21 protein-coding genes and 1 riboswitch are annotated in these 18,786 nt (G+C 61.9%); of the genes, 8 read left to right on the top strand and 13 right to left on the bottom strand.

Annotated elements, in window-relative coordinates; translation table 11 throughout:
• Positions 1-74 precede the first annotated feature (74 nt).
• The 3 genes from ACF8RA_RS24985 to ACF8RA_RS24975 all read right to left on the bottom strand — a co-directional run bounded on the left by ACF8RA_RS24985 (position 75) and on the right by ACF8RA_RS24975 (position 5,366).
• A complete protein-coding gene (locus tag ACF8RA_RS24985; protein ID WP_392461381.1) occupies positions 75-1,439 on the bottom strand; it encodes a DUF1329 domain-containing protein in 1,365 nt (454 codons plus the stop codon).
• Between the two features lie 25 nt (positions 1,440-1,464).
• Positions 1,465-3,351: a DUF1302 domain-containing protein gene (locus tag ACF8RA_RS24980; protein ID WP_176684988.1), complete on the bottom strand. Its 1,887-nt coding sequence runs from the start codon at positions 3,349-3,351 to the stop codon at positions 1,465-1,467.
• A 332-nt stretch (positions 3,352-3,683) separates the two neighbouring features.
• Positions 3,684-5,366 (bottom strand): fatty acid--CoA ligase, encoded by a 1,683-nt coding sequence (locus ACF8RA_RS24975; RefSeq protein ID WP_176684987.1) that lies wholly within the window; start codon positions 5,364-5,366, stop codon positions 3,684-3,686.
• Positions 5,367-5,659: 293 nt separating this feature from the next.
• On the opposite strand from ACF8RA_RS24975, the gene ACF8RA_RS24970 reads away from it, so the two are divergent.
• The 3 genes from ACF8RA_RS24970 to ACF8RA_RS24960 all read left to right on the top strand — a co-directional run bounded on the left by ACF8RA_RS24970 (position 5,660) and on the right by ACF8RA_RS24960 (position 8,531).
• On the top strand, positions 5,660-6,625 hold the full coding sequence (locus tag ACF8RA_RS24970; protein WP_392519672.1) for a 2-hydroxyacid dehydrogenase: 966 nt from the start codon (positions 5,660-5,662) through the stop codon (positions 6,623-6,625).
• A gap of 54 nt (positions 6,626-6,679) precedes the next feature.
• Complete coding sequence (locus ACF8RA_RS24965; RefSeq protein WP_176684985.1) at positions 6,680-7,678, top strand: class I SAM-dependent methyltransferase; 999 nt, start codon at positions 6,680-6,682, stop codon at positions 7,676-7,678.
• Positions 7,679-7,718: 40 nt separating this feature from the next.
• Positions 7,719-7,858, top strand: a riboswitch (yybP-ykoY riboswitch).
• 88 nt (positions 7,859-7,946) lie between these two features.
• Positions 7,947-8,531, top strand: coding sequence for a TMEM165/GDT1 family protein (locus ACF8RA_RS24960; RefSeq protein WP_003247342.1), 585 nt, complete (start codon positions 7,947-7,949; stop codon positions 8,529-8,531).
• Positions 8,532-8,574: 43 nt separating this feature from the next.
• Here ACF8RA_RS24960 and ACF8RA_RS24955 read toward each other — a convergent pair whose 3' ends face one another.
• The 4 genes from ACF8RA_RS24955 to ACF8RA_RS24940 all read right to left on the bottom strand — a co-directional run bounded on the left by ACF8RA_RS24955 (position 8,575) and on the right by ACF8RA_RS24940 (position 10,811).
• Complete coding sequence (locus ACF8RA_RS24955) at positions 8,575-9,393, bottom strand: M48 family metallopeptidase (RefSeq protein WP_176684984.1); 819 nt, start codon at positions 9,391-9,393, stop codon at positions 8,575-8,577.
• 336 nt (positions 9,394-9,729) lie between these two features.
• On the bottom strand, positions 9,730-10,350 hold the full coding sequence (locus ACF8RA_RS24950) for an SOS response-associated peptidase (RefSeq protein WP_392519671.1): 621 nt from the start codon (positions 10,348-10,350) through the stop codon (positions 9,730-9,732).
• A 15-nt stretch (positions 10,351-10,365) separates the two neighbouring features.
• Positions 10,366-10,626 carry a putative signal transducing protein gene (locus ACF8RA_RS24945; protein WP_176684982.1) on the bottom strand — a complete coding sequence of 87 codons (261 nt, stop codon included), beginning with the start codon at positions 10,624-10,626 and terminating at the stop codon, positions 10,366-10,368.
• Positions 10,626-10,811, bottom strand: coding sequence for a CPXCG motif-containing cysteine-rich protein (locus ACF8RA_RS24940; RefSeq protein WP_010951999.1), 186 nt, complete (start codon positions 10,809-10,811; stop codon positions 10,626-10,628). Before ACF8RA_RS24940 ends, ACF8RA_RS24945 begins: the two co-directional genes overlap by 1 nt.
• 122 nt (positions 10,812-10,933) lie before the next feature.
• Between ACF8RA_RS24940 and ACF8RA_RS24935 the strand changes: the two genes are divergently transcribed.
• A complete protein-coding gene (locus ACF8RA_RS24935) occupies positions 10,934-12,103 on the top strand; it encodes a 1-acyl-sn-glycerol-3-phosphate acyltransferase (RefSeq protein WP_176684981.1) in 1,170 nt (389 codons plus the stop codon).
• 35 nt (positions 12,104-12,138) lie between these two features.
• Here the strand turns inward: ACF8RA_RS24935 and ACF8RA_RS24930 are convergent, their stop codons facing one another.
• Positions 12,139-12,399, bottom strand: a complete 261-nt coding sequence (locus tag ACF8RA_RS24930) for a hypothetical protein (protein ID WP_176684980.1) — start codon at positions 12,397-12,399, stop codon at positions 12,139-12,141.
• 160 nt (positions 12,400-12,559) lie between these two features.
• Between ACF8RA_RS24930 and ACF8RA_RS24925 the strand changes: the two genes are divergently transcribed.
• Positions 12,560-12,766: a hypothetical protein gene (locus ACF8RA_RS24925; RefSeq protein ID WP_003247353.1), complete on the top strand. Its 207-nt coding sequence runs from the start codon at positions 12,560-12,562 to the stop codon at positions 12,764-12,766.
• A 72-nt stretch (positions 12,767-12,838) separates the two neighbouring features.
• Here the strand turns inward: ACF8RA_RS24925 and ACF8RA_RS24920 are convergent, their stop codons facing one another.
• The gene (locus tag ACF8RA_RS24920) at positions 12,839-13,423 is read right to left on the bottom strand and encodes a YajG family lipoprotein (RefSeq protein WP_021783486.1); all 585 of its coding nucleotides are present in this window, start codon (positions 13,421-13,423) and stop codon (positions 12,839-12,841) included.
• A gap of 145 nt (positions 13,424-13,568) precedes the next feature.
• Here ACF8RA_RS24920 and ACF8RA_RS24915 point away from each other — a divergent pair, with 145 nt between their 5' ends.
• Both ACF8RA_RS24915 and mqo read left to right on the top strand, forming a co-directional pair.
• Positions 13,569-13,802: a hypothetical protein gene (locus ACF8RA_RS24915; protein ID WP_176684978.1), complete on the top strand. Its 234-nt coding sequence runs from the start codon at positions 13,569-13,571 to the stop codon at positions 13,800-13,802.
• Positions 13,803-14,402: 600 nt separating this feature from the next.
• Positions 14,403-15,911: a malate dehydrogenase (quinone) gene (gene mqo, locus ACF8RA_RS24910; RefSeq protein ID WP_003247357.1), complete on the top strand. Its 1,509-nt coding sequence runs from the start codon at positions 14,403-14,405 to the stop codon at positions 15,909-15,911.
• A gap of 159 nt (positions 15,912-16,070) precedes the next feature.
• Here mqo and ACF8RA_RS24905 read toward each other — a convergent pair whose 3' ends face one another.
• The 4 genes from ACF8RA_RS24905 to ACF8RA_RS24890 form a co-directional block, all read right to left on the bottom strand.
• Entirely contained in the window at positions 16,071-16,361 is a 291-nt protein-coding gene (locus ACF8RA_RS24905) for a PA4642 family protein (protein ID WP_003247360.1), read from the bottom strand.
• Between the two features lie 68 nt (positions 16,362-16,429).
• The gene (locus ACF8RA_RS24900; protein ID WP_176684977.1) at positions 16,430-16,900 is read right to left on the bottom strand and encodes a hypothetical protein; all 471 of its coding nucleotides are present in this window, start codon (positions 16,898-16,900) and stop codon (positions 16,430-16,432) included.
• A 51-nt stretch (positions 16,901-16,951) separates the two neighbouring features.
• A complete protein-coding gene (locus ACF8RA_RS24895) occupies positions 16,952-17,425 on the bottom strand; it encodes a WbuC family cupin fold metalloprotein (RefSeq protein WP_176684976.1) in 474 nt (157 codons plus the stop codon).
• A gap of 2 nt (positions 17,426-17,427) precedes the next feature.
• Positions 17,428-17,985, bottom strand: coding sequence for a hypoxanthine-guanine phosphoribosyltransferase (locus tag ACF8RA_RS24890; RefSeq protein WP_003247364.1), 558 nt, complete (start codon positions 17,983-17,985; stop codon positions 17,428-17,430).
• Between the two features lie 161 nt (positions 17,986-18,146).
• Here ACF8RA_RS24890 and upp point away from each other — a divergent pair, with 161 nt between their 5' ends.
• Positions 18,147-18,785 carry a uracil phosphoribosyltransferase gene (gene upp / locus ACF8RA_RS24885; protein WP_003247366.1) on the top strand — a complete coding sequence of 213 codons (639 nt, stop codon included), beginning with the start codon at positions 18,147-18,149 and terminating at the stop codon, positions 18,783-18,785.
• Position 18,786 lies beyond the last annotated feature (1 nt).

Below are 18,786 nucleotides of genomic sequence, written 5' to 3'. Positions count from 1 at the left end.
GCCGCTTCAGGAAATAGAAACGCCCCGGCGAGCCGGGGCGTTCTGGGGATCACACGGCGTTCAGTGATCTCAGCTTAGCGAATACCCGACTGACGCAGCGCCGCTGGCTGGAAGTCGGCCTTGCTGGCACTGAAGCCGAAGTCGTAGGCGCGTTTCTCTTCGTTCTTCATGCCCAGGGCCAGGTAACGACCGGACTGCAGGTCGTAAATGGCTTCCAGGGTGTACCAAGGTACTTCCACATTGTAATAAGGCTGGGCGTGAGCCTCGGACACACGCCACAGTTGGCCACGGCCGTCGTACTGGTCGATCACTGCAGCCTGCCAGGTGTCCTCATCGATATAGAAGTCACGCTTGGCGTAGATGTGCCGCTGGCCCGGCTTGAGGGTTGCAACTACGTGCCAGACGCGGCGCAGCTCGTAACGGGCCAAGTCCTGGTTGATGTGCCCGGCCTTGATGATGTCGGCGTACTTGAGCTTCGGATCATCCAGTTTGAAGGCGTTCGATGCGATGTACAGCTCCTTCTTGCCTTCCAGTTTCCAGTCATAACGATCGGGTGCACCGTTGAACATGTCCAGGTTGTCCGACGTACGCAGGCCGTCGGCGGCGGTGCCCGGGCCGTCATACGACACTTGCGGTGCCATGCGCACACGGCGTTGGCCTGCGTTGTAGATCCACGCCTTGCGCGGCTCCTTCACCTGGTCAAGGGTTTCGTGCACCAGCAGCACAGTCCCGGCCAGGCGCGCAGGCGCAGTAACTTCCTGCTTGAAGTAGAACAGGATGTTGCCTGGGTTGTTCGGGTCGTAGTCCTTCATCTTGTCGCGGAAGACGAACTGGTCGGAGAAGTACACGGGGTTGAACGAGCCGCTCTGCTGCGGCGTGGCCTGGGTCACCAGACGGCTGACACTGCCGCCGCGGTAGCGGGTGATGTGGTTCCAGATCACCTCCAGGCCGCTTTTCGGGATAGGGAACGGCACTGCCGTGCGGAAGTTGCTCAGGCCGTTGCCGCCTTCCACCAGGGTGGTTTTGGTGGCGTTTTCCTTGATGGCCGCGAACACATCGGCAGGGACGGTTGCGCCGCGATGGGTCTTGAACACCGGGATCTTGTAGGTGTTCGGGTAGCGCTTGAACATGGCCAACTGGCCGGGCGAGAGCTTGTCCTTGTACTGGTCGGCATTCTGCGCAGTGATGGTGAACAGCGGCTTTTCGCTGCCGTACGGGTCGGACAGGAAGCCCTTGCCGTCGACGCTGCCTGCCGTCTTCGACAGCGGCTCCCAAGGGCCGATGGAGCCGTCGGCGTTGCCGGCCTTCTCGGCACCCATCGGGGTCAGGGTGCTGCCCAGCTTGGCCGCCTCGTCGGCGGATACCGCAGCCATGACGCTGGTCGCCAGCAGGGACAGGCCCAGTACACCGGCTTGCAGCAGACTTATGGTCTTGTTCATGTCGTGTCGTCCTGGATCTGTATGCTTAGAAGTTCACGCCGAAGCTGAGGGCGACGAAGTCGCGGTCATCCACGGTGCTGTACTTGCCATCGAAGAAGTTGGTGTACGAGAGGCTCGCCGTGTAGGTTTGCTGATACTCGGCATCCAGGCCCAGGCTGACAGCCTTGCGGCCTTCCTCGAAGTTGGCGCCAGGGCCCGGCGAGTAACCGGACACGTCATGCGACCAGGCCACGCTCGGCTTCAGGTTGATACCTGCGAAAACGTCGTTGTAGTCCCAGATGACACGGGCGCGGTAACCCCAGGAAGTGCTGGTGGTGTAGCCGTCGTTCTCGCATTTGCGGTTCAGGTTGGCGGTGGACGCCCCCGCACCGGCGCCGGCGATGGTGCTGCCATTGAGCGCCTGGCAGGTATCGGCGCCACCGGTGGATGGCAACGGACCTGGGCCGAACACCGGGTCGCGACCGTAGCGGGTATCGTGGGCATTCTCCAGGCCGCCGACATGGGTAACACCCACTTCACCGACGACAGTCATCCGGCTGGCACCCATCACCTGGTCGAAGAAGTGGGTCAGGGTGGTCTGGAACTGAGTGATCTCCTTGCGGCGATACCCGTGAAGGTCCTGCCCTGGCGTACCGGTCAGCAGCGATGCGTTGCTCAACGCGCCGCCAATTGGACGGACACCGGCGAACAGGATATCCGTGGTATTGAGCTGCACTGGCGCATTGGGGCGGTAGCTGACTTCGCCGCTCCAGGCGGTGCCAGTGGGTAACGTGGTGGAGAAGCTCAAGCCATAAAGGCGGATATCCTCGGGGTATTCCACAAAGTACTCGGAATTACCTGCCACGATCAAAGGTGCCAATGCGCGCAACTGTGCAGGCAGGGCGCTCAGCCCGGCGAACACGGACGGCGGGGCCCCTGTGGCACTGAAGATGGGAGCACGGCTGTGGTAATTCATGAAGTAGGCGCCGAACTCGGTGTCCAACGGCTCGAACATATAGCGCAAGGCCACACCGAACTGGCCGCTGTCACGCGCATCGCGGTCGGCACCACGGCGCACCATCACACCCTCTTCGTTGATGTTCACGCCCTGCGTGGCGAGGAACTGCTGCGCAGCGCCCGGCACCGTGCGGCTGCTATTGAGCACACGCAAGTTGTCGGTACAGCCGTCGGCAATGATGTCCGGCTGGGAGAAGAAGGTGCCGCAGTTGTCGACGACCGTCTGGTCCCACTCGAGCTGGTAAAAGGCCTCGGCCGACAGGTTGTCGGTCAGGCTCTGCGAGATGTAGAACATGTTGACGGGAATCAGGCCTTCCTTGATCTCGGCCCCGGGACGGCGGAACGCCGACACGTCGATGGGGTTGATCGCGTTGATGCCGCCGCCGATGAAGGTACTTTCGCCCCAGCTCACCACCTGCTTGCCGAAACGCACCGAGCCAGGCTGATCGCCGATGGCGTAGTTGTGATAGACAAAGGCGTCGAGCAGCTCGGCGCCGGACGACTTGGCGCCTTCCTTGCGGTTGGAGTCGCTGATGTCCTTGAACTCGCGGTTTTCGTCCTTCAGTTCGAAGTCGTACCAGTACTTGCCGCGGACGAACACACCGGTGTCGCCGTACTTGAGCTCCAGGTCATGAATGCCTTTGAAGATCTTGGAGAAGGTTTCGCCCTTCTTGAAGTTCAGGTGGCCATCGTCGGATGTCTGTGACAGGCCCTTGCCGCCGTTGTTCACCCCTATCAGGTTCTTGTTGGGGTTGGCTGTCGACCAGCTGGCGCCGATGGAGAGCGACGAGTCGAACTGGCCTTCGATTTCACCAATGTTGAAACTGACAGCGAAAGCAGGACTTGCGAGCGTGGAAGCAAGGCTGACGGCCAAGGGCAGCTTGGCCCGGCGCCAGAACAGGTTTGCAGATTTCATCGACGCTACTCCATGTACTTTTTTGTTATGGCAGTGAGTCCTTTCAAGAACGGCCCGAGCGACCGGATGACAGGCTTTCACCTGCCGGCGACACAGCTTGCGCATGTCGCCCTCCCCCATTCCTGAAAATCCCCTGGCCCCGACTATAGCCAGCAGGCACAGGCGCTTGATCCCTCTAAAGTGTGATTTGCGCTCCATGCCACCATCACGCTGCAGTTTTGTCTCGGTTGCGGGCTGGCACTGCTCAAGGATGGCGCATTTCTGTCGTTTGGCAAGACGGCGGGCTCTCTAACATGCGGGTCGCGCTCTTACGTACGCGACCCGCACAACGATTACAACGTGGAAAGAAACGTGCTGTTGCTGGCCTGCCACTGGACGATGTCCTGGCGGATGCGTTTCTTGTCGAGCTTGCCGACACTGGTCTTGGGAATTTCAGTAACAACGGCGATCTGGCTTGGAATCGCCCACTTGTTGATATGACCTTGTTCCACGAACGGCTTGAGGTGTTCCTTCAGCGCCTTGGCGTCAATCTCGTGGCCGTCACGTACCACCAGCAGGGCAAACGGGCGCTCACCCCACTGCGGGTCGGCCACCCCCACCACCGCCACTTCGCGCACGGCCGGGTGGCGGCTGATCAGGTCTTCCAGGTCGAGCGAGGAAACCCACTCGCCACCGGTCTTGATCACATCCTTGATGCGGTCGCGGATGTCGATGTAACCCATACCGTCTAGGGTGGCGACGTCACCGGTGTGCAGCCAGCCGCCCTGCCACAGCTCCTCGCTCTTCTCCGGCTCCTTGAAGTAGCCCATGGTCAGCCAAGGCGCTCGCAGTACCAGCTCGCCCTGGGTTTCACCATCGGCGGGCAGGAAGTTGCCTTCACCGTCGACGATGGCCGCTTCGACCAACGGCACCGGCACACCGGCCTTGATACGGTAGGTGACGCGCTCATCCTCGCTGCCGGCCTGCAGTTCATCGTTCAGGTGTGCGGCGGAGATCAGCGGGCAGGTTTCCGACATGCCATACGCGGCGGTCAGCTGGATGCCGCGCGCCAGGGCGGCCTGGTACAGCGAACGGTTGAGCGAGCTGCCGCCGATGATGATCTTCCAGCCGCCGAAGTTCTGCCCCTGGGCGTTCGGGCAGTTGAGCAGCATCTGCAGGATGGTCGGTACGCAGTGGGAGAAGGTGACCTTCTCTTCATGCCAAAGCTTGACCAGCATGTCCGGCTCGTAGCGCCCCGGGTACACCTGCTTCATACCGAGCATGGTGGCAGCGTAGGGGATGCCCCAGGCATGCACGTGGAACATCGGGGTGATGGGCATGTACACATCGTTGCTGCCCAGCAGGCGCACGCTATCGATACTGCCGGTGACCGAGGCCTCGGCCAGTGTGTGCAGTACCAACTGGCGGTGGGTGAAGTACACGCCCTTCGGGTTGCCGGTGGTGCCAGTGGTGTAGAAGGTAGTGGCCACCGAGTTCTCGTCGAAGTCCGGGAAGTCGTAGCGCGGGCTGGCAGCAGCCAGCAGTTGCTCATACTCGCCGACCAGGTCGGGCAGTTCGGCAGTCTTGTCCGGGCCATCGGTCAGCAGCAAGGTCTTGTCGACAGTGGTCAGCTGCCCGGCGATGGCCTGGTACAGGCCGACGAAGTCGCTGTTGACCAGCACCACGCGGTCTTCGGCATGGTTCATGGTGTAGAGGATCTGCTCGGGCGACAGGCGCACGTTGATGGTGTGCACCACAGCGCCGATCATCGGAATGGCGAACATGCATTCCAGGTAGCGATGGCTGTCCCAGTCCATCACCGCCACGGTGTCACCGGCCTTCACCCCAGCCTCGGTCAGCACATTGGCCAGGCGGGCAATGCGCTCGTTGAGCTGTGGATATGTCAGCCGCAACTGATCGCGGTAGACGATTTCGCGGGTCTTTTCATAGCGGCTGCCGGACATCAACAGGCGCTTGATCAGCAATGGATAGGCATAGGCGCCCTCGGCGGGCTTGATGATGCGTGTCTGCAACATGGGGATCCCTTTTCTGAAAAGCGGGCCGGACAAGTCTGGGTTTACTGTAGTTCGCCAATGTGACGGCCAAATCAGCCGAAGGAATGATTTGCGTGGCAGAGGTATGAGTGGCGGGCGTTGACGGGCGGCAAGGTTGAGCTAGACACTGCGGCGGCGGCTTCAGGTTTGCGCCGAAGCTGAGGGCCTCTTCGCGGGTAAGCCCGCTCCTGCAAGGGTTGTGGTGACCTTGTGGGCGCGGGCGTGCCCGCGAATGGCCACAACGCCCTTATCCCTCCCTGCCACCGGAGATCTTCATGTCCAGCCCGCGTCGCGCCGTGTTTCTCGATCACCAGTCCCTGGACCTTGGCGACCTCGACCTTTCGCCCCTGAAGCAGCAGTTCGACGCGTTCGAACTGTTCGCCGCCACCCGCCCGGAACAGGTTGCGGAACGCCTGCAGGGCGCCATGGCAGTGGTTAGCAACAAGGTCATGCTCGACGCCGCAACCCTGGCCGCCAACCCGCAACTGAAGCTGATCCTGGTGGCCGCCACCGGCACCAACAATGTCGACCTGGCTGCCGCCCGCGCCCAGGGCATCACGGTGTGCAACTGCCAGGGCTACGGCACGCCGTCTGTCGCCCAGCATACCCTGGCCCTGCTGTTGGCCCTGGCCACCCGGCTGTGCGACTACAACCAGGCGGTGGCCGATGGCCAGTGGGCCAAGGCCAGCCAGTTCTGCCTGCTGGACTTTCCTATCATCGAACTGGAGGGCAAAACCCTCGGCCTGCTCGGCCACGGCGAACTGGGCGGCGCAGTGGCGAGGCTGGCCGAAGCCTTCGGTATGCGGGTACTGAGCGGGCAGATCCCTGGCCGACCGGAGCGCGCCGACCGGTTGCCGCTGGACGAGTTGCTGCCGCAAGTCGACGCCCTGACCCTGCACTGCCCGCTGAACGAGCACACCCGGCATATGCTCGGTGCCCGCGAACTGGCCCTGCTCAAGCCCAACGCGCTGGTGGTCAACACCGCCCGTGGTGGCCTGATCGACGAACAGGCGTTGGCCGATGCCCTGCGCGGTGGTCACCTGGGCGGCGCGGCCACCGACGTGCTGAGCGTGGAGCCGCCGGTCAACGGCAACCCGCTGCTGGAGCCCGGCATCCCGCGCCTGATCATCACCCCGCACAGCGCCTGGGGTGCCGTGGAGTCGCGCCAGCGCATCGTCGGCCAGCTCAGCGAGAACGCCCAGGCTTTCTTCGCCGGGCAGCCACGCCGTGTGGTCAGCTGAGCCTGGCGCCCGCCTCTGCTACACTGCGCCACTTTTTTCCAGGAGACGTCGTCCATGGACCCGCGCAGTGAAGTGTTGCTCCGTCAGGCTGAGCTGTTTCAGGGGCCGCTGCTGGTCGCCGGCGCCCCCGCCGACGACCTGCTCGGCCAGTTGCCTCAGGCCCAGGCCTGGACCTGGCATGCCGGTGATCAGGCCATGCTCGAAAGCCGCTTCGCAGGCCGCAGCCATTACGGCGTCGAGGCCCCTGAAGCAGCATTCGACAGCGCCGTGCTGTTCCTGCCCAAATCCCGCGAGCTGGCCGCCTACCTGCTCAACGCCCTGGCGTCGCGACTGGCTGGCCGCGAGCTGTACCTGGTCGGCGAGAAGCGCGGTGGCATCGAGGGCGCGGCCAAGCAGCTGCAGGCCTTTGGCAAGCCACGCAAACTCGACAGCGCCCGGCACTGCCAGCTGTGGCAAGTGACCATCGACCAGGCGCCGCAGGCAAAACCGCTGGAAAGCCTGGCCGAGCGCTTCGAGCTGGCCCTGGAAGACGGCCCGCTGCAGGTGGTCAGCCTGCCTGGGGTATTCAGCCATGGCCGACTCGACCGAGGTACCGCCCTGCTCCTGAAGCATCTTGACGGCCTGCCCGGTGGCCACATGCTGGACTTTGGCTGCGGTGCCGGGGTACTGGGTGCCACGCTCAAACGCCGTTACCCACAAAGCCGGGTGACCTTGCTGGACGTGGATGCCTTCGCCGTGGCCGCCAGCCGCCTGACGCTGGCGGCCAACGGCCTGGAAGGCGAAGTGATCAGCGGCGATGGCATCGACGCAGCCCCTACCGAACTGAGCCTTATCCTGAGCAACCCACCGTTCCACACCGGCGTACATACCAACTACCAGGCTTCGGAAAACTTGCTGAAAAAATCCGCCATTCATCTGCGAAAAGGTGGCGAAATGCGCTTGGTCGCCAACAGTTTCCTGCGCTACCAGCCACTCATCGAAGGGGCATTGGGCAACTGCCAGGTACGTGACGAGGCCGATGGTTTCCGCATCTACCAGGCAACTCGCGGATAAAAAACAGCGCTTGCCGAAAACGTTTTGCCTAGGCAGAATCCGCACCGTCCTAGGGGAGTAGTCTCCCGCGAGCACCCAGCTCGCCCGGTACGCGTCAACATACTTGGTCCACAGACCATGGCGCGTGCGACCCACCATGCACGCCTGCATGGCGAGATCCGCATAGACGGATCGAGGGTTTGACAAGACCTATGACACGCACACCTTACCCGGGGCGGGGAGGCTGTACGTGTCATAGCCGTGTCGACCCGCCCCCGTAGGAATCCTGATGCTGGAATCACTGCTGGTCCCCACCGCTATCGTTGCCCTGGCCGAGATCGGTGACAAGACGCAACTGCTCGCACTCATTCTCGCTGCCCGCTTCCGCAAACCCTGGCCGATCATCGCCGGCATCATCGCCGCCACCCTGGCCAACCATGCCGCAGCCGGTGCCGTGGGGGCGTGGGTCGGCAGCTTCTTCAGCGATTCGGCCCTGCACTGGATCCTGGCTGCGAGCTTTACCGCCACCGCACTGTGGACGCTGGTACCGGACAAGATGGATGACGACGAGAACCCGGCTCGCCGTTTCGGGCCGTTCCTGACGACGCTGATTGCGTTCTTCCTGGCCGAAATCGGTGACAAGACCCAGGTCGCCACCGTGATGCTGGCTGCACAGTACCCGCACCTGATCATGGTCATTATCGGCACTACCCTGGGCATGCTGATTGCCAACGTGCCGGTGGTACTGGCGGGTAACTTCGCGGCTGACAAACTGCCGTTGACGCTGATTCGTCGCCTGGCGGCAACGGCGTTCTTCGTGCTGGCGATCGTGGCCGTCTATTCGGCGATGAAGGCCAGTGGCTGGATTGGGTAAAGGGAAAAGCTGGGGCTGCCATGCAGCCCCAGGATTCAGGCATTCACGGCTTGGCTGCAGCCTGATACAGCGGCATCACCTTCGGAATCGCCGCCTGCAGCGAAGCAATGCGGCTCTCGGACGCCGGGTGAGTACTCATGAACTCAGGCGGTGCACCTTCGGAAGCCTTGCTCATCTTGTTCCACAAGGTGATCGCGGCATTCGGGTCGTAGCCTGCACGGGCCGACAGCTCCAGGCCAATCAGGTCGGCCTCGTTCTCGTTGGCCCGGCTGTTGGGCAAGGTCATGGCGTAGTTCACCACCGTGTCGGCCATGGCCATGCTGCCCTGGCCGAGGCCGAAGATGGCACCGGCACCCTGGCGGGCCATTTCCACACCGTATGCCTTGGACATGGCCTCGCGGCTGTGCTCGCGCAAGGCGTGGGCAATCTCGTGCCCCACCACTGCGGCAATTTCCGCATCGGTGAGCTTGAGCTGATCGATCAGCCCGGTGTAGACGATGATCTTGCCGCCCGGACCGCAGTTGGCGTTCAGTTCGTCACTCTTGATCACGTTGACTTGCCAGTCCCACTGCGCGGCATCCGGGCGGAATTTGGGTGCCTGGGCGATCAGGCGGCTGGCAATTGCCTGCACACGCTTGGCATCGGCACTGGACTTGTCGAGCACACCCTTGCTCGATGCTTCACCCAGGGTCTGCTGATACGACTGGGCGTACATCTTGTTGACCTCATCGGTCGAGAGCATGCTGAACATGTATTGCTGGCGCTCGACGCCAACAGCACCACCGCTGGTGGTATTCACCGCCTGGCAGCCGGCCAGCAGAATGCCAGCGCTCAGCAGGCTGACGACAAAAGACTTACGCATGAAAACACTCCCTTTTTACATGCGCCGTATCCTAGGCCGAGTCGCCAGTGGCTGCCATAGCCGCAGGGAAGATTTTCGTCGCTGTAACGGCCTCTTCGCGGGCAAGCCCGCTCCTACACGGGTAACACGACCGTTGGTAGGAGCGGGCTTGCCCGCGAAAGGGCCGGCGCAGGCACCCCATCAATCCCGCTTCGGCTCATTGCCGAAAATGGCCGCCTTGGCCGCTGGGAAGATTTTCGTCGCCTGTACCGCTCCCTTCGCGGGCAAGCCCGCCCGTACAGGGGAACACGACCGTTGTAGGAGCGGGCTTGCCCGCGAAAGGGCCGGCGCAGACAATCAAGCCGGGGTCAGGCACTCCGGCGCATCCAGCTTCGGGTCATTGACGAAATTGGACAAGGCCCGCTCACGCAACGTCGCCGGCGGGCTGGCCAGCAGCTCGTGCAAGCGGGTTACCGGCGTGTCCGGGTCAAGCCAGGCCGCCTGCCCCGCCTCGTCGAGGATGAGCGGCCGACGCTGGTTCATGGCGGCCTGGGTCACCACCGCGCAACTCAGCCAAACCTGATCCTGCACCGGATAGGCCTCCCACACCGCCGCAAAGTAGAGCGCCGCGCCCTCCCCCGGGGTCAACCAGTACGGGCGTTTGCGCACGCTGCCACGCCATTCGTAAAAGCCGTTGGCCGGCATCAGGCAGCGGCGCTGGCGAAATGCATCGCGAAACATCGGCTGTTCGGCCAGCGTTTCGGCGCGGGCATGGGCAGGGGTACGGGACAGGTCGGTGAGCCAGGCCGGGGTCAACCCCCAGCGCGCCTTGGCCAGTTGCTGCTGGCCGTCAAGCTGACGCTGGATCAGCACCGACGCCCCAGGCGATATATTCCATTGGGCCGGCTGGCCGACGGGAAAACCTGGCAGACTGGCAAGGGCCTGGGGCCAGCGAAACAGGGCATAACGTCCACACATGGGCGAATTCAGAACCTAGCAGATCAAGGTACCGGGGACATTCTCCGGTTCGTCGCCAACCAGTGGCTGGGCGTCATTGTACGCATCGATCAGCTGTCGTGCGCATTCGGCCTGCTCATCAGACACGACGAGCCCCAGCAGTCCCTGCAAGGGCAGCTCGCCGGCGGCACCGACCAGGTCACGGCCGACCACATGTACCTCGATCCCCTCGCTGGCAAGCATGCCTGCCAGCATTTCCGCTTCGAGCAGGCCTTCCGGTTCGTAGATGCGCTGCATCAGGTATCGTCCTCGCGTCGGACTTCGAGCATCCATTCGTCACCGTGCACCTGCAGAATGCACACCACAGGCTGGCAGCACACCTGGCAATCCTCGGTATAAACCTGATCACCAGCAGACAGATCGACGGTAGTTTCCACACGTTCGCCACAATAAGGGCAATCATAGAAGTCGGTTTCCAGCATCGCGGCCTCCGCAGTGACTTATGCGTATAATTGCCGGTCTGTTTACAGGGTCTGTGTGCGTCCGAGCCGTTTTTCGGAGCCCGTCCCTACCTTATTACCCTAGCCGTTTCCAACAAGAGAGCATGATGGGCGAATTCGATGCCATCCGACCGTATGACGACGCTGAGGTCCCTGCCGTTCTGGCACGCCTGCTCAGCGACCCGGCATTCCTCGATATCCTCACCCACTTCCGCTTTCCGCGTGCGGCCGGTGCTCTCGGCTGGTTGCTCAAGCCCTTGATCGCACGCCGCCTGCGCAAGGAATTCGCCGGCGTTACCTGTGTCTCGACCTTGCAGGACAAAGTCGAGTACTACGTCGACCAGACCATCGATCGCGCCACCGACGGCGTCACCTACTCGGGTGTGGAACAGCTAAAGGCCGGCACCGCCTACCTGTTCCTGGCCAACCACCGTGACATCGTCATGGACCCGGCCTTCGTCAACTACGCGGTGTACCACGCCGGCCTGCCCACGCCGCGTATCGCCATTGGCGACAACCTGCTGCAGAAGCCCTTTGTCAGCGACATGATGCGCCTGAACAAGAGCTTCATCGTGCACCGTTCGATCAGCGGGCGGCGTGAAAAACTGGCTGCTTACCAACTGCTGTCGGCCTACATCAACCACTCGATCCGCAACGATGCCACCTCGATCTGGATCGCCCAGGCCGAAGGTCGGGCCAAGGACGGTGACGACCGTACCGACTCGGCGATTCTCAAGATGTTCCACATGAGCCGCAAGGACGAACCGTTCGGTGCAGTGATCCAGAGCCTGAACCTGACCCCGGTATCGATCAGCTACGAATACGACCCGTGCGACCAGGCCAAGGCCCGCGAGCTGTACATCCGCGCCACCACCGGCACCTACCAGAAGGCGCCCGGCGAAGATGACAACAGCATCGCCAAAGGCATCACCGGCTACAAGGGCCGCGTGCACATCAACTTTGCGCCGCCGGTAACCGAGTACCACGAAGACACCAAGCAGCTGGCGGCGGAGATCGACCGGCAGATCCTGGGGGGCTACCGACTGTTTCCGGTGCATTACCTGGCGTATGCGATGTGGGAGGGCAAGGACGAAGCCCTGCAGGTGCCAAGCGCCGAGAAGGTGTTCCCCGCGGATGAACTGGCCAAGGCCAAGGAAGAATGGCAACGGCGTCTGGATGCCTGCCCGCAAGAGCAGCGGCCGTACCTGGTGTTGCAGTATGCGACGCCAGTGCGCAACCAGTATCAGGTCAGGCAGCAGGCACCTGTAGCCTGATCAGGTTTGGGGCTGCGTTGCAGCCCCGATGCTTCTCAGATCCAGGTGCTGAACCAGGAAAGCAGCAGTGCCATCGCCAGGCACGAAAAGCCAAGAATGTAGAAGTATTTCGGCACACGAAGGTCGAAAGCGTTCACTACCCCCTCGTCTGCCGCCATGTACTCGCGGGTTTCGGCCTCGCGCCGTCGCGCGCTGTGCAGCAGCAAACCGCCCGGGCAGGTCAGCAGCAGCGCCAGCAGGTTGATCAGCTTGGTGGGATGGGCGGCCAGGAACCCCCAGAGCACTTGCAAGGACATCACGCAACCTCGATGTGAGCAATGGCAAAGGCCAGCATTCTACCCAAGTCGCACCTTGGCGCCCGGTCTTGGCGACAAACTGTCATTAAATTTCATCTGTCATCCGCTCGTCATCAATACAGGCGACCCTGTCGGCCTTTTGATGACCCGGAGCTTTTTCATGTTGCACGCCGAAAACCAAGACCGCCTTTACCTCGTTGCCCAGAGTGATGAGCAACAGGCGCTGATCGATGGTTTTGCGATCAATGTGCAGGACCGCCAGTGGCTGGTCTACTGCGCGCTTGGCGGGCATGTACATGAGGACTTGCCCGAAGTGGATGCAGGCACAGGGTTCAGCTTGCTGGATTTCCACATAGAAGCTGCGTGAATCTGTGCTGGCCAGACAGCAAAAACCCGCTGCCTGTCACTCAGGCAGCGGGTTTCTGGCATAACCTGAAGCTTACTGACCCAGCACCTGCCCGATACTCGGGTCCTTGAACAGGCGGGTCAGGGCATCGCTCAGCACATCCCCCACCAGCTGGTTATTGGTGTCCTGATTCGGCGCCATGCCGAAACGCTGGTCCAGCGAAGCGCCATAACGGCCGCTGTAACGGCGGCCACCATTGGTCACATCAGCACGGAAAGTGGCGCCGATGGTGGCCTCGGTCACGTAAAGGTTGTCTTTCGGCGACTGGTACTTCAGCTCGGCCAGGGTCACGGTCAGCTGCGGTGCATTGCCGGCGTTCGGGGTCGGGGTGAAGCCGAGCAGGCGCACAGCGGCTTCAGCCTGGGCCTGCAGCTTGGGTACCACGTCATTACCGCTGACGCTGATGGTGCTGGTCTCGGGGTACATGCCACCGCGGGTACCCAGAGACTGCGAAGGCCGGCCATCGACTACCCGGACCACCACCGGCTGGCCATGGCCGACCGGGGCCAGTTGGGCCTTGAGCGTGGGTTGCGGGTTGAGTTGTTGCGGGCTGTGGGCACAACCGACAAGGCTAAGGCTGGCCACGGCGATCAAACCGAACAACAGACGTTGCAACATGCGCGTTTCTCCAGAAAATGCGGCAAAGGCCCACAGTATACCTAGCCAGGCACAGACCAGTCATCGGCCCGGCCCGGTTGTCACAATCGTTTCATGGCCACCCCCTTATCCTTGCGCCAAGCCCTAACGCAAAGGACTCGCCGCCATGACCTCGCTCTGGACTCAGCTCTTCCAACGGCCGCGCCACAACGCTTATGCCCGCCTTGACGCTGATGGCAAATGCCTGGCGTTCAAGCAATGCAGCCAGGCACCAAGCGGCCTCGACTGGGTGCAGATCCGCGAAATTCAGCTGGCCTGGCTGGGCCGCGAGCTGCCCATCGAAGCCCGGGTTTGCGCCCGCGCAAACCGCCGTTGGCACCAGCGCCTCCTCGCTGCCTGACAAACGCTGCAATAAAAACCACGAATGGCGACATTTCTGTCCGCGACATCGCTATAATCTCCCCCCGATTATAAGGACGTCTCCTGATCGGGCCCCGCACTCGCCGATTGACCCCGGCAACTTCACCGCTTCGCCCACAGAGAGCCTTCCACTCAGGTCTTGCATCGGCTGTCGTGCCTGTTTTTCCGGCCCTTCACACTGCATGAACCTGCGGGTTGCCATCGCGCAGTCCCCTTTTGAGGTTCACGTCTCCAAAAGAGCGTGAAAAAACGGTTTTCACAACTTCACAAGAGTGTGGCGAGCAAATGAACAGTCTGGCATGTGCAAAAGCGGCAGATGTGTCCCGAACAGCCCTGAACAGGCGGCAGATGCGCTCATCCCGTATGAGTGTCTGAACCGTTCCATAACGCACGCACGACACCTTGACCATAAGTCGAATTGCCGCACCTGTGGCAAACGGCGTTCAATACACGAACCCGAAGACTGATTGGCGGTGTCCGCGGAAGTTGCAAGAACTGCGAAAAGTCGGACATGGCGACCCTGGCAACCCCAGGTCCTATGCTGTCAATTAGGTAGCTGTAGATTGTGGAGACGCGTTAAATGGCGCAGAACGAATCGGTTGATGTGGTACTGGTAGGCGCGGGCATCATGAGTGCCACCCTGGCCGTACTGCTCAAGGAGCTTGACCCGACCCTGAAGCTTGAGGTCGTCGAGGCGATGGACTCCGGGGCCGCGGAAAGCTCCAACCCCTGGAACAACGCAGGCACCGGCCACGCCGGCCTGTGCGAGCTGAACTACACGCCGCAGGCCGCCGATGGCAGCATCGACATCAAGAAGGCCGTGCACATCAACACCCAGTTCGAGGTTTCGCGCCAGTTCTGGGCCTACCTGAGCAAGAAGGGCAACTTCGGCTCGGCGCGTGCCTTCATCAACCCTGTCCCACACCTGAGTTATGTCGAGGGTGACAAGGGTGTTTCCTTCCTCAAGAAGCGCTTCGAGCTGCTCAAGCAGCACCACGCCTTCGCCGAGATGGAATACACCGAAGACAAGGCCGTGATGAACGACTGGATGCCGCTGATGATGCCTGGCCGCCCGGCCGACCAGCACATCGCTGCTACCCGCGTGGCCAAAGGCACCGACGTGAACTTCGGCGCACTGACCAACAAGCTGCTCAAGCTGCTGGGCGACTCGCCGGACGCGCAAGTCAAGTACAGCAAGAAGGTTGTCGGCCTGCGCCGTAACGGCAGCGGCTGGACCGTGAGCATCAAGGACGTCAACAGCGGCGGCAGCCGTGAAGTCGACGCCCGCTTCGTCTTCCTCGGCGCCGGCGGCGCGGCCCTGCCGCTGCTGCAGTTGTCCGGCATCCCGGAAAGCAAAGGTTTCGGCGGCTTCCCTGTCAGCGGCCAGTGGCTGCGTTGCGACAACCCGGAAATCGTCAAGCAGCACCAGGCCAAGGTCTACAGCCAGGCCGCTGTCGGCGCCCCGCCGATGTCGGTACCGCACCTGGACACCCGCGTCGTGGACGGCAAGACTTCACTGCTGTTCGGCCCGTATGCCGGTTTCACTACCAAGTTCCTCAAGCACGGCTCGCTGATGGACCTGCCGCTGTCGGTGCGCATGGGCAACATCGGCCCGATGCTGGCTGTGGCCCGCGACAACATGGACCTGACCAAGTATCTGGTCAGCGAAGTGATGCAGTCGATGGAGCAGCGTCTGGAAGCCCTGCGTCGTTTCTATCCGCAGGCCAAGGCCGAAGACTGGCGCCTGGAAGTGGCTGGTCAGCGCGTGCAGATCATCAAGAAAGACCCGAAAAAAGGCGGCGTACTGCAGTTCGGTACCGAGCTGGTCTCGGCCCAGGACGGCAGCCTGGCAGCACTGCTCGGCGCATCGCCGGGTGCCTCGGTGACCGTGTCGATCATGCTGGAACTGATCGAGCGCTGCTTCCCCGAGCAGGCCAAGGGTGCCTGGGCTGCCAAGCTCAAGGAAATCTTCCCGGCTCGCGAGAAGACCCTGGCAACCGATGCTGCGCTGTACCACAAGATCAGTGCCGATAACGACGCGGCCCTGGACCTGGCAGAAAGCAGCCCGGCGGCCAAGCACTACGCCTAAGCCGGCCTGAAACGCAAAAACGCCCCTCGGGGCGTTTTTTTGTGCCTGGGCGTTTGTCAGCCTGTGCCGGCCCTTTCGCGGGTAAACCCGCTCCTACAAAGACCGCATATCCTTTGTAGGAGCGGGTTTACCCGCGCAAGGGCCGGCACAGGTTACCAATCAGCCACGGGCTTTATCGATGATCTCGATGTACTCAGGGGCATTGCGCTGGTCGGCAATCTGCTCGACGAAGGTCTTGCCGTGCTCGTCCTTGCCGTCCAGGTCCAGGCCAGCTTCGACAAAGAAGCCTACAAAGCGCTCGAAGTCGTCCACGCGCAGGCCACGGTAGGCCTTGACCAGCTTGTGCAGCGACGGCGAAGTCACACCATCGGCCGGCTCGAACTGAAGGAACGACTTGATGTAGTCGTCGCTGATTTCGTCACCGATTACCTGTTTCTTGTCTTTACGCATTGCCGACTCCAACTGGACCATCACGGAATTTCGAAGGCCGGCAGTTTACCCCCCGCAGGCTGCGTGCCTCAACGCGTACGTACCGTCCCGGTGTGCAGGTCGGCCCAGATGTGGCCGTTGCCGTAAGTCAGAAACTGCACGTACAAGGTTTCGTTACGCAGCAGGTCCATGACCACCCGGTAGTTGCTGATCGGGTAATTCAGGCTCAAGGTGCGGGTTTTAGCGTCATACACAGGCTTTTTCAGGCTTTTGGCCGCTTCACCATCGAACGTCAGCAGCACCTGGGCAATGGTCGCCCCCTTGCTCAGCGGCTTGCCCTTCAGGCGCACCTGCAACGACGATGTGATCGGGATCGGCTGCTGATCGGACTGGCGCTGAGCCCCTACGACCACGGAATAGTCAGTCACTTGCAGCAATTGCTGGCTGGTCGGCGCTTCCTGGCGCAGGGACTGGTCATCAGGAGGCAGGAACTGGCTGTGCAGCGGTGCGGCAGCGAGCGGCAGGCTGACCGCCAGCAGGAGGGGAAGAATCGCACGCATGTGAGGCTCCTTGTATGAAGGAGCACTCTAGCACGCCGGGTACAGCCGATATCAATCGAACTGCGCGCGCATCCAGGCCTGGTAATCGGCCACACCAGCTTCACCCTCGCGCGGCGCCCAGTGTGCGTGTTCGCCCTCGCCCACCGGTCGGTATGGCCCAGCCTTGCACTCGAACAGCATACTGTCCGGCTCCAGCACCACCAAACCATGGTAGGTACCAGGCGCCAGATCCACACCCAGACAGTCGCCCCCGGCCTGCAGCACCCGCTTGTCAGTCACCGCGCCTTGTTCATCGAAAATCAACAGGCCAAAGCGCCCCTTGAGCGCTATCAAGGTTTCAGCCTTGTCGGCGCTCAAATGGCGATGCGGCGGAATGTAGGTGCTCGGTTGCAGCCCGACCGCCATGCGGTGGCAGGGCTCTTCCATTTCGTGAAAGTTATGGTGCTGCCGCCCACGCGGGTTGCCAGCAGCCTTTTCGGCCAGCCCGGCGAACAGCGATTGGTCGATGAACGCAGGCTGGCGCACGGTTACAGCCCCTTTACGGCGAAGATGCCGTTAGCGTTGCGCCAGTAACCTTTGTAGTCCATGCCGTAACCGAAGATATAGCGATCAACACAAGGCAGGCCCACGTAGTTGGCCTTGAGATCAGGGCTTGCCTTGCGGTCGTGGTCCTTGTCGATCAGCACAGCGGTGTACACCGAGCGGGCGCCGGCATGCTTGCAAAACTCGATGATGGCGCTGAGGGTGTGCCCTTCGTCGAGGATATCGTCGACGATCAACACGTCACGGTCGATGAACGACACTTCCGGCTTGGCCTTCCAGAAAAGCTCGCCGCCGCTGGTCTGATTGCGGTAGCGGGTAGCGTGCAGGTACGAGGCTTCCAGCGGGAACTGCAGGTGGGTCAGCAGTTTGCCGGAGAAGATCAGGCCGCCGTTCATCACGCAGAACACAACCGGGTTCTTGTCATGCAGGTCCTTGCAGATCTGCTCGCCAACTTTGGCGATGGCCGCTTCGACTTCGGCTTCGGTGTACAGGCAGTCAGCTTCACGCATGACTTGACGGATATGCTCGAGATCGGCGGACATGGCGCTCTCCGGGGGGGCATTTTGGAAAAGCGGGCAAAGGTACGCATCCGCTCGTCACAGATCAAGCATTTATGGACTAACGTCCAGAATGACCAGACGACAGCACAGGCTGAATAGATTAATCTAGCGCGGTTTTTTTGCCCGCCTTTCGGAGCCCCCCTATGCCCACTCGTGAGATCCGCCATCCGCTGATCCGCCACAAGCTCGGCCTGATGCGCCGTGCCGATATCAGCACCAAAAATTTTCGCGAACTCGCCCAGGAAGTCGGCGCGCTCCTGACGTATGAAGCCACCCAGGACCTGCCCCTCGAAACCTACGAGATCGACGGCTGGTGTGGCAAGGTCTCGGTTGAAAAAATCGCCGGCAAGAAGATCACTGTAGTACCGATCCTGCGCGCCGGCATCGGCATGCTCGACGGCGTGCTCAGCCTGATCCCGGGTGCCAAGGTCAGCGCCGTCGGCGTTGCCCGTAACGAAGAAACCCTCGAAGCCCACACCTACCTGGAAAAGCTCGCGCCGGACATCAACCAGCGCCTGGCCCTGATCATCGATCCGATGCTGGCCACCGGCGGCTCGATGGTTGCCACCATCGACCTGCTGAAAAAGGCCGGCTGTAAAGAGATTCGCGCCATGGTCCTGGTCGCCGCGCCAGAAGGCATCGAGGTGGTGGAAAAAGCCCACCCGGACGTGAAGATCTACACCGCCTCGATCGACCAGCGCCTGAACGAACACGGCTACATCGTGCCTGGCCTGGGCGATGCCGGTGACAAGATCTTCGGCACCAAGCAAAAGGACGCCTGAC

Origin of the sequence: Pseudomonas sp. FYR_5, from assembly GCF_043106315.1 — a bacterium.
Taxonomy (GTDB): domain Bacteria; phylum Pseudomonadota; class Gammaproteobacteria; order Pseudomonadales; family Pseudomonadaceae; genus Aquipseudomonas; species Aquipseudomonas putida_Y.
The sequence above is the reverse complement of the archived record's forward strand: the minus strand, read 5'-3'. Positions and strand labels throughout refer to the sequence as shown.

What these genes read in the sequence shown, in the direction of transcription:
- ACF8RA_RS24985 (WP_392461381.1), bottom strand. Translation starts at nt 1,439, where the DNA reads ATGAACAAGACCATAAGTCTGCTGCAAGCCGGTGTACTGGGCCTGTCC.
- ACF8RA_RS24980 (WP_176684988.1), bottom strand. Translation starts at nt 3,351, where the DNA reads ATGAAATCTGCAAACCTGTTCTGGCGCCGGGCCAAGCTGCCCTTGGCC.
- ACF8RA_RS24975 (WP_176684987.1), bottom strand. Translation starts at nt 5,366, where the DNA reads ATGTTGCAGACACGCATCATCAAGCCCGCCGAGGGCGCCTATGCCTAT.
- ACF8RA_RS24970 (WP_392519672.1), top strand. Translation starts at nt 5,660, where the DNA reads ATGTCCAGCCCGCGTCGCGCCGTGTTTCTCGATCACCAGTCCCTGGAC.
- ACF8RA_RS24965 (WP_176684985.1), top strand. Translation starts at nt 6,680, where the DNA reads ATGGACCCGCGCAGTGAAGTGTTGCTCCGTCAGGCTGAGCTGTTTCAG.
- ACF8RA_RS24960 (WP_003247342.1), top strand. Translation starts at nt 7,947, where the DNA reads ATGCTGGAATCACTGCTGGTCCCCACCGCTATCGTTGCCCTGGCCGAG.
- ACF8RA_RS24955 (WP_176684984.1), bottom strand. Translation starts at nt 9,393, where the DNA reads ATGCGTAAGTCTTTTGTCGTCAGCCTGCTGAGCGCTGGCATTCTGCTG.
- ACF8RA_RS24950 (WP_392519671.1), bottom strand. Translation starts at nt 10,350, where the DNA reads ATGTGTGGACGTTATGCCCTGTTTCGCTGGCCCCAGGCCCTTGCCAGT.
- ACF8RA_RS24945 (WP_176684982.1), bottom strand. Translation starts at nt 10,626, where the DNA reads ATGCAGCGCATCTACGAACCGGAAGGCCTGCTCGAAGCGGAAATGCTG.
- ACF8RA_RS24940 (WP_010951999.1), bottom strand. Translation starts at nt 10,811, where the DNA reads ATGCTGGAAACCGACTTCTATGATTGCCCTTATTGTGGCGAACGTGTG.
- ACF8RA_RS24935 (WP_176684981.1), top strand. Translation starts at nt 10,934, where the DNA reads ATGATGGGCGAATTCGATGCCATCCGACCGTATGACGACGCTGAGGTC.
- ACF8RA_RS24930 (WP_176684980.1), bottom strand. Translation starts at nt 12,399, where the DNA reads ATGTCCTTGCAAGTGCTCTGGGGGTTCCTGGCCGCCCATCCCACCAAG.
- ACF8RA_RS24925 (WP_003247353.1), top strand. Translation starts at nt 12,560, where the DNA reads ATGTTGCACGCCGAAAACCAAGACCGCCTTTACCTCGTTGCCCAGAGT.
- ACF8RA_RS24920 (WP_021783486.1), bottom strand. Translation starts at nt 13,423, where the DNA reads ATGTTGCAACGTCTGTTGTTCGGTTTGATCGCCGTGGCCAGCCTTAGC.
- ACF8RA_RS24915 (WP_176684978.1), top strand. Translation starts at nt 13,569, where the DNA reads ATGACCTCGCTCTGGACTCAGCTCTTCCAACGGCCGCGCCACAACGCT.
- mqo (WP_003247357.1), top strand. Translation starts at nt 14,403, where the DNA reads ATGGCGCAGAACGAATCGGTTGATGTGGTACTGGTAGGCGCGGGCATC.
- ACF8RA_RS24905 (WP_003247360.1), bottom strand. Translation starts at nt 16,361, where the DNA reads ATGCGTAAAGACAAGAAACAGGTAATCGGTGACGAAATCAGCGACGAC.
- ACF8RA_RS24900 (WP_176684977.1), bottom strand. Translation starts at nt 16,900, where the DNA reads ATGCGTGCGATTCTTCCCCTCCTGCTGGCGGTCAGCCTGCCGCTCGCT.
- ACF8RA_RS24890 (WP_003247364.1), bottom strand. Translation starts at nt 17,985, where the DNA reads ATGTCCGCCGATCTCGAGCATATCCGTCAAGTCATGCGTGAAGCTGAC.
- upp (WP_003247366.1), top strand. Translation starts at nt 18,147, where the DNA reads ATGCCCACTCGTGAGATCCGCCATCCGCTGATCCGCCACAAGCTCGGC.